Genomic DNA, 15,674 nt, shown 5'->3' on the forward strand with positions numbered 1-15,674 from the left:
CTTTTTTGTGTTTTATTTGAGAAAAATTTTATTACTCTAAATTTCAGCATATTACACCAAGTTTAATTTTATTAAAAACTTCACTTTGTCCTTTATATATATAGGTATATCTTTGTGGGCTAAATTTATACAAACAATTAAATGATAAAAATTACTCTACCTGATGGTTCGGTTAGATCTTTTGATAAAGATGTAACTCCTTATGAAGTGGCTGTAGATATTAGCGAAGGTTTTGCGCGTAATGTTATTTCAGCAAAATTCAATAATACTATTATTGAAACCACCACTCCATTAACTACAGATGGTAGCCTTACCTTATATACATGGAGAGACGATGAAGGAAAGAAAGCCTTCTGGCATTCTTCAGCTCATGTTTTAGCACAGGCACTAGAAGAACTTTATCCAAATGTGAAACTTTGGGTTGGTCCTGCTATTGAAAATGGTTTTTACTACGATGTTGACTTAGGTGAAGATTCTATTTCGGAAAAAGATTTCAAAACCATTGAAAATAAAATGATGGAAATAGCTCGCGGCAAACATGATTTTAAAATGCGAGATGTTTCTAAAGCGGATGCTATTTCATATTATAAAGGTAAGAATGAATATAAAGTAGATTTGATCGAAAACCTTGAGGATGGTACCATAAGTTTCTGTGATCATTCTTCTTTTACAGATTTATGCCGTGGAGGTCACATACCAAATACTAGTATCATTAAAGCTGTAAAAATACTGAGTGTAGCAGGTGCATATTATAAAGGTGATGAAAATGAAAAACAATTAACCAGAGTTTATGGAATTTCATTCCCTAAACAAAAGGAATTAACCGAATATCTTCACTTATTAGAAGAAGCTAAAAAAAGAGATCACAGAAAGCTTGGGAAAGAATTAGAACTGTTTACTTTTTCACAAAAAGTAGGACAAGGATTACCTTTATGGTTGCCTAAAGGGGCTGCATTAAGAGAACGATTAGAAAATTTCCTAAAAGCTGCTCAGAAGAAAGCTGGTTATGAAATGGTTGTTACCCCACATATAGGTAATAAAGACTTATATGTAACTTCTGGTCACTTTGCTAAATATGGTGAAGATAGTTTTCAACCAATAAATACTCCTGCAGAAGGTGAAGAGTTTCTCTTAAAACCAATGAACTGTCCACATCATTGTGAGATTTATAATAACAGACCATACTCATATAAGGAATTACCAAAACGTTTCGCTGAGTTTGGAACAGTATATAGATATGAGCAAAGTGGAGAACTACATGGTTTAACTCGTGTTAGAGGATTCACCCAAGATGATGCCCATATCTTTTGTACACCAGATCAATTAGACACCGAATTTAAGGAAGTAATAGATTTGGTATTATATGTATTCGGTTCTTTAGGGTTCGAAAACTTTACAGCTCAAGTTTCTCTAAGAGATCCTGAAAACCCAGAAAAATATATTGGTAGTGATGAAAATTGGGAAAAAGCTGAACAAGCCATCTTAAATGCAGCCAAGGACAAAGGCTTAAATTATGTGGTAGAAACAGGTGAGGCTGCCTTTTATGGCCCAAAACTTGACTTTATGGTTAAGGATGCTTTAGGACGTCAATGGCAATTAGGAACTATCCAGGTAGATTATAACCTTCCTGAGCGTTTTGACTTAACATATAAAGGTAGTGATAATGAGCTTCACAGACCAGTAATGATACATAGAGCGCCATTTGGAAGCATGGAACGATTCGTTGCAATTTTGTTAGAACACACTGGAGGAAACTTCCCTCTTTGGCTTATGCCAGAACAGGTTATGATATTATCTGTAAGTGAGAAATATGAAAAATACGCCGAAAAAGTTTTAAATTTGCTAGAAAATAACGAAATTCGCGCCCTCGTAGACAACAGAAACGAAACTGTAGGGAAGAAAATCAGAGAAGCAGAAATGCAAAAATATCCTTATATTATAGTTGTTGGCGAGCAAGAAGAAAAGGACAACACTATTACTGTAAGACAGCACGGTGGTGAAGATCTTGGTACGATTAGTGTCAATGATTTTTCTGAAATGATTAATAAAAAGATAAAGGAAAGCTTAAAAAGCTTTTAGTAAAATAAAGTTTAATTAAAAAATATAAGCCATAGCAATACGTAGAAACAAAAGGAGTTACAACAGACGAGAAGCCCAAGAGGACAAACATCGTATAAATTCTAAAATTAGAACCGAAGAAGTTCGAGTTGTGGGAGAAAATGTCGAAGTAGGCGTTTATCCTATAAAAAAAGCATTATCCATGGCTGATGAACAAGGATTAGATCTTGTTGAGATTTCGCCAAATGCAAATCCTCCTGTTTGTAAGATTATGGATTATAAGAAGTTTCTTTACGAACAAAAGAAACGTGAAAAAGCTTTAAAAGCAAAAGCTTCTAAGGTTGTTGTAAAAGAAATTCGATTTGGTCCGCAAACTGATGACCATGATTACGAATTTAAAAAGAAACATGCTGAGAAGTTCTTAAAAGATGGTGCAAAGCTTAAAGCTTTTGTATTCTTTAAAGGACGCTCAATAGTGTTTAAAGAGCAAGGACAAATCTTATTGCTAAGATTAGCACAAGACCTTGAAGAGTATGGTAAAGTTGAACAAATGCCAAAACTTGAAGGTAAACGTATGATTATGTTCATTGCTCCAAAAAAAGTAAAATAAAAATTATTCTGTTGCTTTTTCAATAGAATATAAAAGATAAGCGAAACGTAAATTAAAACTAGGACAAAATGCCTAAAATGAAAACTAAATCGAGTGCTAAGAAACGTTTCAAACTAACTGGCACTGGTAAGATTAAAAGAAAGCACGCTTTTAAGAGTCACATCTTAACAAAGAAATCTAAAAAGCGTAAGCTTGCGTTAACTCATGATACAGTAGTACATAAGTCTGACGAAGATAATATTAAAACAATGTTACGTTTAAAGTAATAACGTTTTAATCGGTTAAAACAATTTATAAACCCTGGAGTTAGGCAAAGTTATTTAGCAAGTACCAAAATTTGGTCGCCTACTACAAAAAACAATTAAAGAAATGCCAAGATCAGTAAATTCAGTTGCAAAGAGAGCCAGAAGAAAAAAGGTTCTTAAGCAAGCAAAAGGTTACTTTGGACGTCGTAAAAACGTTTGGACAGTAGCAAAAAATGCGGTTGACAAAGCGATGCAATACTCGTACAGAGACCGTAGAAACAAAAAAAGAACATTCCGCGCGTTATGGATTATGCGTATTAATGCAGGTGCAAGACAACACGGAATGAGCTATTCTAAGTTTATGGGTAAATTAAAAGCTAACAATATCGAATTGAACCGTAAAGTTCTTGCAGATTTAGCAATGAATCACCCAGAAGCTTTTGAAGCAATAGTAAACAAAGTAAAGTAAGGCTTTTAGCCAAATTAATAACAACATTTCGCTTATGAAAACCCAACTTATTTTAAGTTGGGTTTTTTGTTCTATAAATTGAAGTTGTAAAACTACATATAAAAACAACACCTTTTTTCAATGTATTGGCAGTCAATGAAATTGCCAAGCGGATTAATTAAGTATTTACACTTCAACCAAGTAACCAAACATTTCGTCAGTTTTATAAATAAATACGATTTCCTTTCAATACATTTGTTTTACAATTTAGATACTGATTAATAGCATAATTTGTGTTTAAACTTAAATATGTATTATGAAAAAAAATCTATTAAAAAATTGTATTTACTTACTGTTAGTGTCATTAGCTGTTTACAGTTGTGAAAATGAGACAATCGATTCTCAAGATGATGTTATTGAGAAAAGAAGAGGTCGTTCAGTATCTTTTGATTTATCTCAAGAATGCTCAACTAACCAATCTACTAACTTATATGCTGGTCAGAATATTTTAGTTGGTGAAGTTAGTGTAGAAATTGAAGGTGATAACTATGTGATTACTTACAGTCTTACCAATAATGACTACTGCATCACAGAAACCCATTTATCTGTTGAAGAAACTCCTTCAGATTTCCCACTAAACGGTGGTGGAAATCCAAAAATTGGGCATTTTGAATATAGCAACTCTCATGATTGTACTAATGAAGTATCTTATACTGTTCCTACAATAGAAGGTACTTATATAGCAGCTCATGCAGTTGTTAATTGTGTAAGTGATGTTTCATCAGAATCTTTTGCTCTAGACTTACCAGACCAAGTAGATGTTTGTGTAACAGAAAAAGGAGTTTATCCTAGCTATTTTGATGTTTTAATTGCTGATGGCAATAGTTTATCTGGTTCTTATGAAGCTTGGTGTGTGGATACAGATTTACACCTAGAAAATGGACAATGTTTTGTAGGAGATGTTTATTCATCTTATGAGACATTACCTGGTGGAGCATTTGAACAAACTGATAATTTTGGTGCTGTTAATTGGTTAATGAATCAAGATCTTATTGATTCTCAAGCTAGCACAGAGTTAGGTAATTTCACTTTTGGTGATATTCAATTAGCTATATGGTCTTTAGTAGATGATTTTGTTTGTACAGATTGTGCAGCTACAGGTCCATTTAACCTTGAAAGAGTAGATTTACTAGTATCTATGGCTCTAGAACATAATGATTTTGTTCCTAGTTGTGGTGAGAACGTTGTGATAATTATAATCCCTACTAACAACTTACAATCGATATTTATTACAATCCCTGCTCCATGTGTTTCAGGCTGTAGTGAAACCGCTTGGGGAGATGGGTGTGATTTCCCTGGTAATAGTTGGGCAACATACTTCCACTATGATGCAGCGAATTAAACGTTAGATAAAAAATTAATTTAAATAGCAAAAAGCCGTTTCAACACATTTTGAAACGGCTTTTTTTATTTCATTTTAATTTCCAAAAGCGGTTATAACCAAATTTCTTCCTGAAGCATTATTTCTGTGCTCACAAAGGTAAATACCTTGCCAAATACCCATATTCAGTTTACCGTTTGTAATTGGGATTTGAACTGAAGTGCCCATTAAAGAGGCTTTTATGTGTGCTGGCATATCATCTGACCCTTCATAAGTATGTTTATAATAAGACTGATTTTCTGGCACCAGCTTATTTATATGGCTTTCAAAATCTAATCTTACTGTTGGGTCAGCATTTTCATTGATGGTTAAACTAGCCGATGTGTGTTTGATGAACACTTGTAGCTGACCAATATTAATCTGTTCAATCTCGGGAATTGAATTTATTATTTTTGTAGTAATAAGATGAAATCCTCTTGAGTAAGCTTCCAGTTTTATTTCATTTTGAAAGAATTTCATTCGATGTTATCTTGATTCATCAGAAATTTCATCAATAGCAAATTTGAATTCTTTCCAATCTATCATTTCATCTCCATACTTATCATAACCCTCAATGAGTTTTGACGAAACAATACCTCTAAGAAAACCACTTATATCTGCCTCTTTCAACAATGTTTTAATTTCGCTTCTTGACAACTTTCCATTACCATCTTCATCAAAAAAGGCAAATGCTTCTTCTGGTGTTTTAAAGTGGTTTGTTATTAAAATTTGAATTTTATTAAGTATTTGTTCTTTTGTAGACATTTTTAAAACTTTTGAAATTGATTAGATTAAATTTAGCATTCAAAATACTTATAATCAAGTCTTTTGTTTCTTCTTTTTTGCTGCTGGGAACAATACATTATTGAGGATTAACCTGTAACCAGGAGATGTAGGATGTAAGTCTAATTCTGTTTTAGGGTCTCCTACTCTATGTGTATAATCTTCAGGATCGTGCCCACCATAAAATGTAAAAAAACCTTTTCCTTTAATTCCGTGAATATATTTAGCTTCACCATTAGTTCTATTTTCTCCCATCACTAATACATTAGATTTTATTTCATCTCTTGTAAAAGATGTCGTTTGTCCCATAAAACCTTTTACCAAAGATGTATGATTTTGAGTTAACATTGTTGGAATTGGATCCCATTTTGCTGAATATTCCATCAACGAAAAATAATCTGTTTTAAATGGTATTTGACGTTTAGACGTCATATCAATTGAAGAAAACTCATAAACATTAGGGCTCCTTTCTAATACATAGTCCTTAAATGCGAAAGTTTTTGAGTAATCTATCTTATTTTGATATCCTGGGTCACTTCCATCTCCATCGAACATTGGCTCACAAATATCAACACCCTCTGCTGATAAAGCAATATCAAAACTATCAGTTGCAGAACACATTGCAAACATAAACCCACCACCTACAACATAATCTCTAATTTTTAAGGCTACAGCTAATTTTGCATCAGACACTTTATCATAACCTAACTTATTGGCTAATTCTTCTGCAGCTTTCTTCTCTTCTATATACCAAGCTGCCGAACGATACGTTCTGTAAAACTTGCCATATTGACCAGTAAAATCCTCGTGATGCAGATGTAACCAATCATAAAGTAATAGTTCGTCATTTAGAACTTCTTCATCGTAAATAGTTTCATATGGAATTTCAGCATAAGTCAACACCATAGTTACAGCATCATCCCAAGGTTGCTTTCCGTAAGGTGTGTAGACTGCAATCTTCGGTGCCTTTTCTAACACAACAGCTTCTTGATTTACCGCTGGACTTGCAATTTCATCTAATATTTCTTTTGCTTTGGTATCAGAAATTACTTCAAACGAAACACCCCTAATCTGACATTCTCGCTGAATAATTTCTGCATCTGGCAGCAAAAATGAACCACCTCTATAATTCAATAACCAGTTTACTTTGAGCTCGCGCTCTAAAGTCCAAAAGGTTACTCCATAAGCTTTAAGATGATTTTCTTGTGACTCTGCATCCATTGGAATTAAAATATAGGATGCATAGGCACTAACACTTAGAAATAGTGCAATTATTATGAATGTTAATTTTTTCAAGTTCATAGATTTAAAACGAAATATAACCAAATTTTAGTCTTTAAACGACCATTTTATCATTCTTTTAAGAGCTAAATTTATACTCCATCAATCGATTATAGCACAGTAAACATTGCTCTAAAAGAGCATTTAGATGCGTTGGAAAAGGTTCTGTTTTTGCCTTATATTTTTGAAATCCACTAGATTTATGAACACTGTGATACCAATAATTAGCCCAAATACCATCTTCATCACGCTTTTGAGGCTTCCAAGATAGCATTGATTTTTCAAAAGGAATTTTTGCAAAGGCACACAATTTTTGGAGCATTTCTTCAGGATTTTTAAGTACCTGCTCAGAATTTACAACTTTAAAAGGAATATTTTGACTTTCAAAATAATTCAAAAGATCTATATGAAGTTGGTAACCTACATCATCAATTGTAGGATTTCGAATCACTTTATCAAAAGATGGTAACATTTCTACCGGATTTCTGGTCAAAATAATATTGACGGTATCTTTCATAAAATTTCGATCTAAATCTAAAAGATGATGTGTCATCTGTTTAAAAAATAATACAGGCTTTTCAGTATTATTCAACATCATTTCTACCACCTTTTCTCCATCAGACTCCATAGTATTCATGATTTCATCTGCTCCTGGATGATAACTTTTTGCTTCTCGATGATGTTTTAAATAATAAGCATAAAGTGGTTCATCAAATACTTTTGTATCTGAGCGCTGGGCAAAAGAATACATTAAAGCTGTAGAAATATTTCTAGGTCCAGACCATAAACAAATTCGTTTTATATCATCCATTTGCAACAGTTCTTTCAATTAATCCTTCATACAAACTACTCAAATTTCTAGTCGTCTTACCGTACTTTCCATCGCCTATTTGTCGACCATCAATTTTTGTAACAGGTGTTAAGCCTCCAAAAGTGCCAGTAACAAATGCCTCATCTGCTCCATAGACATCAAACAAAGAAAAATCTTTTTCAAAACATGGCATATTGTTGGTTTTACAGACTTCTATAACTTTAGCTCTGGTAATACCGTTCATACAATATTTACTCGTAGACGTCCATACCTCTCCATTTTTAATCATAAAAAAATTGGTAGCGTTACAGGTTGCCACAAAACCATTAACATCTAGCATTAAAGCTTCGTCTGCACCAGCCTCAATGGCTTGAATCAGCGCCTGAACTTCATGAAGTTTACTATGACAATTCAACCTTGGATCAAGATAATCTGGAGAACCTCTTCTGATGGTACTCGTAAATAAAGTTATGCCCTTTTCCTTTGATTCTTTTGATGCGTTTTTATACTCTGGAATGATTACCACATTAGGTCCTGAAATAGTTAATCTGGGATCTTGAGATGGTGTTTTTTTAATTCCACGTGTTACCATAATCCTAACGTGTACACCATCTTTCATTTTATTAGCATTGAGTATGTCCCAGATTTTTTGGGTTAGCTCCTTCTTTGTAAATGGTAACGCCATACCAACTGTTTTAGCTGATTGCCATAACCTATTAAAATGATCTTCTAAAAAGACCAAGACACCATTATGTAATCTCAAAGCCTCCCAAACCCCATCACCCACTAAATAACCACTATCAAAAACAGAAATTTTCGCCTCATTTCTTGGAAAAAATTCATCATTTATGGAAATGAGAATAGTGTCATTTCTAGAATCTTCTTGAGCATTGTGCGTACCGTGAACCATATTTTTAGTTTATGGTATGAAGATACTTAAAATTACAATGTCTAATAAATCAAAAAAAGTTAGTCTAATTTGGTCTCATTTCCTGAAAGAAGGCTCGCAATGACTTTAGTGCTAGGGAACTGTTCCAAAATAATCTTTATAAAAACAGTTATTGGAATTGCCATAATTAGACCAGGAATTCCCCATAAAAATCCCCAGAACATCAGCATAACTAACACTGCAATGATATTTATTGAAAAAGATTTTCCCATAAAAATTGGTTCTAAAATCGCACCAAAAACAACCTGAACCATTGAAATGGAAACTATAAAGAAGAGCAATGTACTTGTAGGGTCTAATTCTACAAAGGCAAAAATTGAAAGTAAAATCACCGAAATAAAAGAACCTACCATTTGCACAAAGTTGATAGCAAAGGCAAATAAGCCCCAAAATATTGGAAAACTAACATCGAACATTACACACATTAAACCCGTGAACAAACCAGTTAAAGCACTAACCAATACCTTTACTTTTATAAATTTAATCAAATCTTTTTCAATCTTCATAAAAGCCTTTATAGAGGTGTGCTTTTGCCTTAATATTGTATTGTTAAGCAAATTATGAACGTTTATAGACTCACCTAACCATAACACTACAAAAAAGGCTGTCATTAGAAGTGTTGTAAAAAAGGTGCGTATAAACCCGAATGTAGTTCCTAAGTTTTCTTTTTCAAAAAACTGGGCTAAAAAGCCTTTATCTTGTTCAAATTCAATCCCAAAACCATTGGATAGATATACTTTTAAATCTGCTATTTTTTCTTCTGCCTTAGGGACAAATTCTGATTTGGTAGCCAAAATTTCTCTACTGGATAACTGAATTAATTCGATACCCAGATATACACCTACAGTCACTAAAAGCAATACGACCAATATGCTTAGAAATTTTGGAACTTTTCTTCTTCCTAATTGTCGCATTAGAGGTAAAAACAGTAATGCAATAAACATTGAAAAAATCAACGGAATAAATATAAAAGATAGCACTTTAAGTAAATAAAATACTAAAGGGATAGCGATAATTAACAACAGTAGGTTGGTTGTGCGTCTTTGATCTAACATGAGGCAATTTCTTCTTAAATAGCGAAGCGTAAATATAGGTTAAAAAAGAGGCTTTATAATTATAAAATGATGTTAAAAAGGCACTCCATCATCATCTGGACCATCAAAGGCATCAGAGGCAGAAGGGAAACTATCTGGCTTAAAAGTATCATCATTTGCAGCCGCATTCAATTTAGATTGAAACTCGAAAGGAGTATCAAAATCATCAAGGTTATCAAACTTACCTAAATGACCGATAAACTTCAATCTAATGTTTTCTAAACCACCATTTCTGTGTTTTGCTACAATAAACTCACCTTGACCCTCTGTTGGAGAACGCTCTTCATCATCCCACTCATCGATTTTATAATATTCAGGTCTGTATATGAACGACACAATATCAGCATCTTGCTCAATCGCACCAGATTCACGTAAATCTGATAATAAAGGTCTTTTACTACCTCCACGTGTTTCTACAGCACGCGATAACTGAGATAACGCAATTACCGGAACGTTAAGCTCTTTTGCTAAAGCCTTCAGGTTACGCGAAATCATAGAAATTTCCTGTTCACGATTACCACCTTTTTGACTTCCACCTGCAGTCATTAACTGCAAATAATCAATCATAATCATCTTTATACCATACTGCGATGCCAAACGACGCGCCTTTGCTCTTAAATCGAAAATGGATAGCGATGGTGTATCATCAATATATAACGGTGCCTTTTCTAAAGTTTTAACTTTAACATTAAGCTGTTCCCACTCGTGTTTTTCAAGTTTACCTGTTCTTAACTTTTCAGAAGATAAACCTGTTTCACTGGAAATTAAACGCGTAATTAACTGTACGGAAGACATCTCTAGAGAGAAGAACGCCACAGGTTGGTTGAAATCTACAGCAATATTTCTTGCCATGGTAAGCGTTAGAGCAGTTTTACCCATACCTGGACGTGCTGCAACGATAATTAAATCTGAAGGTTGCCAACCAGATGTTAATTTATCTAACTTGTCAAACCCTGTTGGTATACCACTTAATCCTTCTTTATTGGAAATTTCTTCAATCTTCTTTTTGGCTTGAATTACTAAGCTTTGTGCTGTCTCTGTGGATTTCTTAACGTTGCCTTGAGTAACTTCATAAAGTTTAGCTTCTGCATTATCTAACAGATCGAAAACATCTTTAGTTTCATCATAAGCTTCTTCGATAATTTCGTTCGAAATTTTAATTAAACTTCTTTGAATATATTTTTGAAGAATAATACGTGCATGAAACTCAATATGTGCTGAAGAAGATACGCGTTGTGTTAATGAAATGAGGTAAAAATCACCACCAACCATTTCTAGTTTTTCATCTTTCTTTAATTGAGATGAAACGGTTAATAAGTCAATTGGTTCACTATTTTCAAATAATTTGAAAATAGCTTCGAAGATATATTTATGAGCATCTTTATAAAAAGCTTCTGGGCTTAAAATATCAATAACCTCATCAACACCTTTTTTATCAATCATCATTGCACCAAGCACAACTTCCTCTAAATCAATAGCTTGCGGAGGTATTTTACCTTTCTCTAAACTAATGATAGTGCTTTTATCGACTTTATAACCTTGTATTGGGTTGGGTTGTTTCATAAGTAACAAAAGTAGTTAAATAGTGATGATGAATTGTATTAAAATTTAGTTTCAATCTTAACAGGTCTTCAACAATTTAACTGTTAATAACTTGATTATATTGTTAATAGCAATAAAAAAAACCGAAGACTCAACTTCAGTTTTTTTTAGTTGCTTATGTTTAGTGGATTTAGTCTTTATAGACTCCCATTTCATCGTATTTATTCATACGATTTTTCACGAGTTCTTTTGGTGATAAGTTTTTTAACTCTTCGTAAGACTTTACGATTGCATCTCTTACAGCTAAAAATGTTTTTTCTCGGTCTGTATGGGCACCACCAAGTGGTTCTTTTATGATTTGATCTACAAGCTTCATGCGCTTCATATCTTTTGCTGTAAGCTTTAAGGCTTCTGCCGCTTGCTCTTTATACTCCCAACTTCTCCATAAAATTGAAGAACAAGATTCAGGAGAGATTACAGAGTACCATGTGTTTTCTAGCATCATTACTTTGTCACCTACTCCAATTCCTAATGCACCACCAGAAGCTCCTTCTCCAATGATGATTGTGATGATTGGAACTTTTAAACGAGCCATTTCTAAAATGTTTCTGGCAATAGCTTCTCCTTGTCCTCTTTCTTCTGCTTCTAAACCAGGGTAAGCACCTGGAGTATCTATTAAAGTTACTACAGGAATTCCGAATTTCTCAGCCGACTTCATAAGACGTAATGCCTTACGATAACCTTCGGGATTAGACATTCCGAAGTTTCTGTATTGTCTGGTCTTGGTGTTATAACCTTTTTGCTGGCCAATAAACATATATGTTTGGTCACCAATTTTACCCAAACCACCAATCATTGCTTTATCATCTTTTACATTTCGGTCCCCGTGCAATTCTAAGAAAGAATCACCGCAAAGTGCCTTAATATGATCTAAAGTATATGGTCTGTTAGGATGACGAGACAACTGAACACGTTGCCAAGCTGTAAGGTTTTTGTAGATTTCTTTTTTGGTTTCAGCGAGCTTTTTTTCAATCTGTTTACAGGTCTCTGTAACATCTACATCACTCTCTTTTCCAATAATTTGGCATTTGTCAAGCTGCTCTTCTAGTTCTTTTATAGGTAATTCAAACTCTAAATATTCCATACAATTTGAAGTTAGATTTTTGTTAGTTAAGTTTACAAATATACAAACTTCAATTGTTAACAGGCATCTTTTTTCGTTTTCGAGCTTTAATGTTTTTTAATATCGCATCTAAGAGTACTGTTACTATTATTAAAGCAGCACCAAGATAAAACTGAGATGACATCTGTTCGGTTTCTGGAAAAAGGAAAAGGGCTAATATTATACCATAGATTGGCTCTAAGTTATAAGTTAAAATTACCGTAAATGGACTTATAAATCGCATTACCTCAACAGCTCCAATAAAGGCATACGCTGTACATATTGACGCTAAAATGAAAATGTAAACCCAATCCATTTGAGAAAGCGCAAAGAATTCTTCATTAAAGTGAATATCTGAAAAATGTACAAACAAACTTAAGAAAACAACACCGCTTATAAACTCATAAAATGAAATTACCGTTGCGTTGTATCGCTCTATGAAACGTCCGTTAATAACAGCAAATAAGGTCGAAAAAAGAGCTGATAATAATCCTAGTATAATACCATTGATATATTTTAATTCGCTACTTGTAATTAAAAATACTCCCAAAATTACTATTAAGCCAAAACCTATTTCATAAACTAAAATGCGTCTTTTAAAAAAGAGAGGCTCAATAAAAGAAGCAAAAAATGCACCCGAAGAAAACATCGCTAATGCAATAGAAACATTGGACTGTTTTATGGATTCAAAAAAAGTAATCCAATGTAATGCAATTATGACACCAGCTACAGAAAACTTAATAATTGCTTTTTTACTTACCTTAATATTGAGTTTTATAATTTTAATGTAGATAAACATTAAAACAGCTGCAATTGCCATTCTATACCAAACAATTGCTGTTGCTCCAGTAGATATTTCTTTACCTAGAATTGCTGTAAAACCAGCTATAAAAACCAGAAAATGTAAATGGAGGTAATCCTTTAATCTAGCGTTTGGCATTCTGTAAAAGGTATACAGCTAAAATACCAAATATTATATTAGGAAACCACACTGCTATAACAGGCGAAAAATTGGACTGCTCTGCCATTACACCAAATATTTTATCAAAAAAGACATAAATCATAGCTATAGCAATACCAAATGCAAGGTTAACTCCCATACCGCCTCTGCGCTTAACGGAAGATACTGCCACTGCTATAATAGTTAGTATGAATATTGAAACTGGTAAACTCCATTTTTTGAGTTTTACCACTTCATATCTACCAATATTTTTTGAACCTTTACGTTTTTCTGACTCAATAAACCTCAAAAGGTCACTATAAGATTTTGTTTCCGCAGCATATTCAACAGGAGTTAAGTCCTCTAGTTCAAAAGAAAAAAGGGTATCTTTTCTTCTCTCCTTCTCTATAGTTTCAGTACCATTATCAAAGGTACGTTTAACATAAGATGTTAATCTGTAACTACTATCTTTTTCTATATATTTAATGTAATCAGCAAATATTTTGTATTTCAATTCATTGCCTTCAAAATGTTCGTAGGTGAAATTACTTCCTGTTTTACTTTCAGGAATAAAACTACTAACATATATATAATCGTCATCATTGATTTGTTGATATACATCTCTGGTTTCCTGAATTTTTTTGTTCTTTTTTAAGTATTTATACTTAAACTCATTAAAACCTTGGCTTGCTATTGGAGATAAATACATTCCTAAAACCAAGGCCACTGTAGAGACAATTGTTGCTCCTATTATATAAGGCCTTAAAAACCTAGTAAAAGACACACCTGAACTTAAAAAAGCTACTATCTCTGTATTATTAGCAAGTTTGGATGTAAACCATATAACTGATAAAAATAAAAAAAGTGGAAATAAAAGATTAGCAAAATACACCGTAAAATCTACATAGTAAGCTGTAACTTCACCAAATGGAGCTTTGTTTTCTAATATCTTACCTACTTTCTCTGCCAAGTCTACCGTAATTCCTATCGGAATAAACAATAGCAACATCATTAAAAATGTTAACAAATAGCGCTTTAGTATGTACCAATCTAGGATTTTCACTAACTATAATCTTTTATCCATTTGTTTTACCATTTTTTCTTTCCAAGCTTTAAAATCTCCTTCCAAAATATGCTTTCTTGCTTCTCTTACCAGCCAAAGATAAAATCCTAAATTATGAATTGTAGCAATTTGTTTTCCTAATAATTCATTTACAGAGAATAAATGCTTAAGATATGCTTTGCTATACTCTGTATCTACGTAGGTAATACCCATTTCATCTATTGGCGAAAAATCTTCTGCCCATTTTTTATTTTTAATGTTTATGGTACCATGCGCTGTAAACAACATACCATTTCTGGCATTTCTTGTTGGCATAACACAATCAAACATATCTACACCTAACGCAATATTCTCTAAAATATTGATTGGTGTACCCACTCCCATTAAATATCGTGGTTTATCTTCTGGCAAAATATCGCAAACTACTTCGGTCATGGCATACATTTCTTCCGCTGGCTCACCAACAGACAAGCCTCCTATAGCATTTCCTTGTGCGCCTGCATTGGCTATATATTCGGCTGATTGTATTCTTAAATCCTTGTAAGTACTGCCTTGTACTATTGGGAAAAATGTTTGCTCGTATCCATACTTAAATGGTACTTTTTCTAAATGCGATATACATCGATCTAGCCAACGATGCGTCATATGCATAGAGCGCTTTGCATAGTCGTAATCGCAAGGGTAAGGTGTACACTCATCAAATGCCATAATGATATCAGCACCTATAGAACGCTGAATTTCCATTACATTTTCTGGTGTAAACACATGGTAACTTCCGTCTATATGCGATTTAAACTTTACACCTTCTTCTTTAATCTTTCTATTTGCCGATAAAGAATATACCTGATAACCACCTGAATCGGTTAAAATATTACGATCCCAATTCATAAATTTATGAAGTCCACCAGCTTTTTCTAAAATTGGTGTTTGAGGTCTTAGGTATAAATGGTAGGTATTTCCTAGAATAATATCTGGATTAATATCATTTTTCAACTCGCGCTGATGTACACCCTTAACAGTGGCAACCGTACCAACTGGCATAAAAATAGGAGTTTCAATAACACCATGATCTGTCGTAATAACACCAGCTCTTGCCTTGGTTTCTTTATCTTTTGCTAAGCAATTAAATTTCATAAAAGTAAGTCTGGTGGCAAATATAATTAACTCTAACACATTGGAGTCTTAATTAAATTCAAAAATTGTTAGCAATTCATCAAAATCGTTAATAAGTGACTGTATTCGACTTTTGAATGCGACTTATAAAAAGT

16 protein-coding genes are annotated in these 15,674 nt (G+C 33.3%); 5 read left to right on the plus strand and 11 right to left on the minus strand.

What is annotated here, in order from left to right; translation table 11 throughout:
• Positions 1-141 precede the first annotated feature (141 nt).
• From thrS to MST30_RS00145, 5 genes are all read left to right on the plus strand, one after another.
• Positions 142-2,079: a threonine--tRNA ligase gene (gene thrS / locus MST30_RS00125; protein ID WP_243472388.1), complete on the plus strand. Its 1,938-nt coding sequence runs from the start codon at positions 142-144 to the stop codon at positions 2,077-2,079.
• Between the two features lie 37 nt (positions 2,080-2,116).
• Positions 2,117-2,668 carry a translation initiation factor IF-3 gene (infC, locus tag MST30_RS00130; protein ID WP_262914441.1) on the plus strand — a complete coding sequence of 184 codons (552 nt, stop codon included), beginning with the start codon at positions 2,117-2,119 and terminating at the stop codon, positions 2,666-2,668.
• Positions 2,669-2,736: 68 nt separating this feature from the next.
• Positions 2,737-2,934 carry a 50S ribosomal protein L35 gene (gene rpmI / locus MST30_RS00135; RefSeq protein ID WP_243472389.1) on the plus strand — a complete coding sequence of 66 codons (198 nt, stop codon included), beginning with the start codon at positions 2,737-2,739 and terminating at the stop codon, positions 2,932-2,934.
• A 103-nt stretch (positions 2,935-3,037) separates the two neighbouring features.
• Positions 3,038-3,382 (plus strand): 50S ribosomal protein L20, encoded by a 345-nt coding sequence (gene rplT, locus MST30_RS00140; protein ID WP_208155216.1) that lies wholly within the window; start codon positions 3,038-3,040, stop codon positions 3,380-3,382.
• Between the two features lie 295 nt (positions 3,383-3,677).
• Positions 3,678-4,763: a hypothetical protein gene (locus MST30_RS00145; RefSeq protein ID WP_243472390.1), complete on the plus strand. Its 1,086-nt coding sequence runs from the start codon at positions 3,678-3,680 to the stop codon at positions 4,761-4,763.
• Positions 4,764-4,838: 75 nt separating this feature from the next.
• Here MST30_RS00145 and MST30_RS00150 read toward each other — a convergent pair whose 3' ends face one another.
• From MST30_RS00150 to tgt, 11 genes are all read right to left on the minus strand, one after another.
• Positions 4,839-5,261: a secondary thiamine-phosphate synthase enzyme YjbQ gene (locus tag MST30_RS00150; RefSeq protein ID WP_243472391.1), complete on the minus strand. Its 423-nt coding sequence runs from the start codon at positions 5,259-5,261 to the stop codon at positions 4,839-4,841.
• Positions 5,262-5,267: 6 nt separating this feature from the next.
• Entirely contained in the window at positions 5,268-5,546 is a 279-nt protein-coding gene (locus MST30_RS00155; RefSeq protein WP_243472392.1) for an EF-hand domain-containing protein, read from the minus strand.
• 54 nt (positions 5,547-5,600) lie between these two features.
• Positions 5,601-6,785 carry an asparagine synthetase B gene (locus tag MST30_RS00160; protein ID WP_431111203.1) on the minus strand — a complete coding sequence of 395 codons (1,185 nt, stop codon included), beginning with the start codon at positions 6,783-6,785 and terminating at the stop codon, positions 5,601-5,603.
• A 139-nt stretch (positions 6,786-6,924) separates the two neighbouring features.
• Complete coding sequence (locus MST30_RS00165; RefSeq protein WP_243472394.1) at positions 6,925-7,656, minus strand: sulfotransferase-like domain-containing protein; 732 nt, start codon at positions 7,654-7,656, stop codon at positions 6,925-6,927.
• Positions 7,649-8,566 (minus strand): aminotransferase class IV, encoded by a 918-nt coding sequence (locus MST30_RS00170; RefSeq protein WP_243472395.1) that lies wholly within the window; start codon positions 8,564-8,566, stop codon positions 7,649-7,651. Before MST30_RS00170 ends, MST30_RS00165 begins: the two co-directional genes overlap by 8 nt.
• Positions 8,567-8,625: 59 nt before the next feature.
• On the minus strand, positions 8,626-9,660 hold the full coding sequence (locus tag MST30_RS00175) for an AI-2E family transporter (RefSeq protein WP_243472396.1): 1,035 nt from the start codon (positions 9,658-9,660) through the stop codon (positions 8,626-8,628).
• A gap of 72 nt (positions 9,661-9,732) precedes the next feature.
• Positions 9,733-11,262: a replicative DNA helicase gene (gene dnaB / locus MST30_RS00180; RefSeq protein WP_243472397.1), complete on the minus strand. Its 1,530-nt coding sequence runs from the start codon at positions 11,260-11,262 to the stop codon at positions 9,733-9,735.
• A gap of 169 nt (positions 11,263-11,431) precedes the next feature.
• On the minus strand, positions 11,432-12,385 hold the full coding sequence (locus MST30_RS00185; RefSeq protein WP_243472398.1) for an acetyl-CoA carboxylase carboxyltransferase subunit alpha: 954 nt from the start codon (positions 12,383-12,385) through the stop codon (positions 11,432-11,434).
• A gap of 49 nt (positions 12,386-12,434) precedes the next feature.
• Positions 12,435-13,343 (minus strand): DMT family transporter, encoded by a 909-nt coding sequence (locus MST30_RS00190; RefSeq protein ID WP_243472399.1) that lies wholly within the window; start codon positions 13,341-13,343, stop codon positions 12,435-12,437.
• Positions 13,330-14,406, minus strand: a complete 1,077-nt coding sequence (locus MST30_RS00195) for an LptF/LptG family permease (RefSeq protein WP_262914435.1) — start codon at positions 14,404-14,406, stop codon at positions 13,330-13,332. Before MST30_RS00195 ends, MST30_RS00190 begins: the two co-directional genes overlap by 14 nt.
• A gap of 3 nt (positions 14,407-14,409) precedes the next feature.
• Positions 14,410-15,540 (minus strand): tRNA guanosine(34) transglycosylase Tgt, encoded by a 1,131-nt coding sequence (gene tgt, locus MST30_RS00200; RefSeq protein WP_243472400.1) that lies wholly within the window; start codon positions 15,538-15,540, stop codon positions 14,410-14,412.
• Positions 15,541-15,674: the final 134 nt, after the last annotated feature.

It is taken from the genome of Winogradskyella sp. MH6 (assembly GCF_022810765.1).
Taxonomy (GTDB): domain Bacteria; phylum Bacteroidota; class Bacteroidia; order Flavobacteriales; family Flavobacteriaceae; genus Winogradskyella.

What these genes read in the sequence shown, in the direction of transcription:
- MST30_RS00170 (WP_243472395.1), bottom strand. Translation starts at nt 8,566, where the DNA reads ATGGTTCACGGTACGCACAATGCTCAAGAAGATTCTAGAAATGACACT.
- rpmI (WP_243472389.1), top strand. Translation starts at nt 2,737, where the DNA reads ATGCCTAAAATGAAAACTAAATCGAGTGCTAAGAAACGTTTCAAACTA.
- MST30_RS00185 (WP_243472398.1), bottom strand. Translation starts at nt 12,385, where the DNA reads ATGGAATATTTAGAGTTTGAATTACCTATAAAAGAACTAGAAGAGCAG.
- tgt (WP_243472400.1), bottom strand. Translation starts at nt 15,540, where the DNA reads ATGAAATTTAATTGCTTAGCAAAAGATAAAGAAACCAAGGCAAGAGCT.
- MST30_RS00190 (WP_243472399.1), bottom strand. Translation starts at nt 13,343, where the DNA reads ATGCCAAACGCTAGATTAAAGGATTACCTCCATTTACATTTTCTGGTT.
- MST30_RS00175 (WP_243472396.1), bottom strand. Translation starts at nt 9,660, where the DNA reads ATGTTAGATCAAAGACGCACAACCAACCTACTGTTGTTAATTATCGCT.
- rplT (WP_208155216.1), top strand. Translation starts at nt 3,038, where the DNA reads ATGCCAAGATCAGTAAATTCAGTTGCAAAGAGAGCCAGAAGAAAAAAG.
- MST30_RS00150 (WP_243472391.1), bottom strand. Translation starts at nt 5,261, where the DNA reads ATGAAATTCTTTCAAAATGAAATAAAACTGGAAGCTTACTCAAGAGGA.
- MST30_RS00155 (WP_243472392.1), bottom strand. Translation starts at nt 5,546, where the DNA reads ATGTCTACAAAAGAACAAATACTTAATAAAATTCAAATTTTAATAACA.
- MST30_RS00165 (WP_243472394.1), bottom strand. Translation starts at nt 7,656, where the DNA reads ATGGATGATATAAAACGAATTTGTTTATGGTCTGGACCTAGAAATATT.
- dnaB (WP_243472397.1), bottom strand. Translation starts at nt 11,262, where the DNA reads ATGAAACAACCCAACCCAATACAAGGTTATAAAGTCGATAAAAGCACT.
- MST30_RS00145 (WP_243472390.1), top strand. Translation starts at nt 3,678, where the DNA reads ATGAAAAAAAATCTATTAAAAAATTGTATTTACTTACTGTTAGTGTCA.
- thrS (WP_243472388.1), top strand. Translation starts at nt 142, where the DNA reads ATGATAAAAATTACTCTACCTGATGGTTCGGTTAGATCTTTTGATAAA.
- MST30_RS00160 (WP_431111203.1), bottom strand. Translation starts at nt 6,785, where the DNA reads ATGGATGCAGAGTCACAAGAAAATCATCTTAAAGCTTATGGAGTAACC.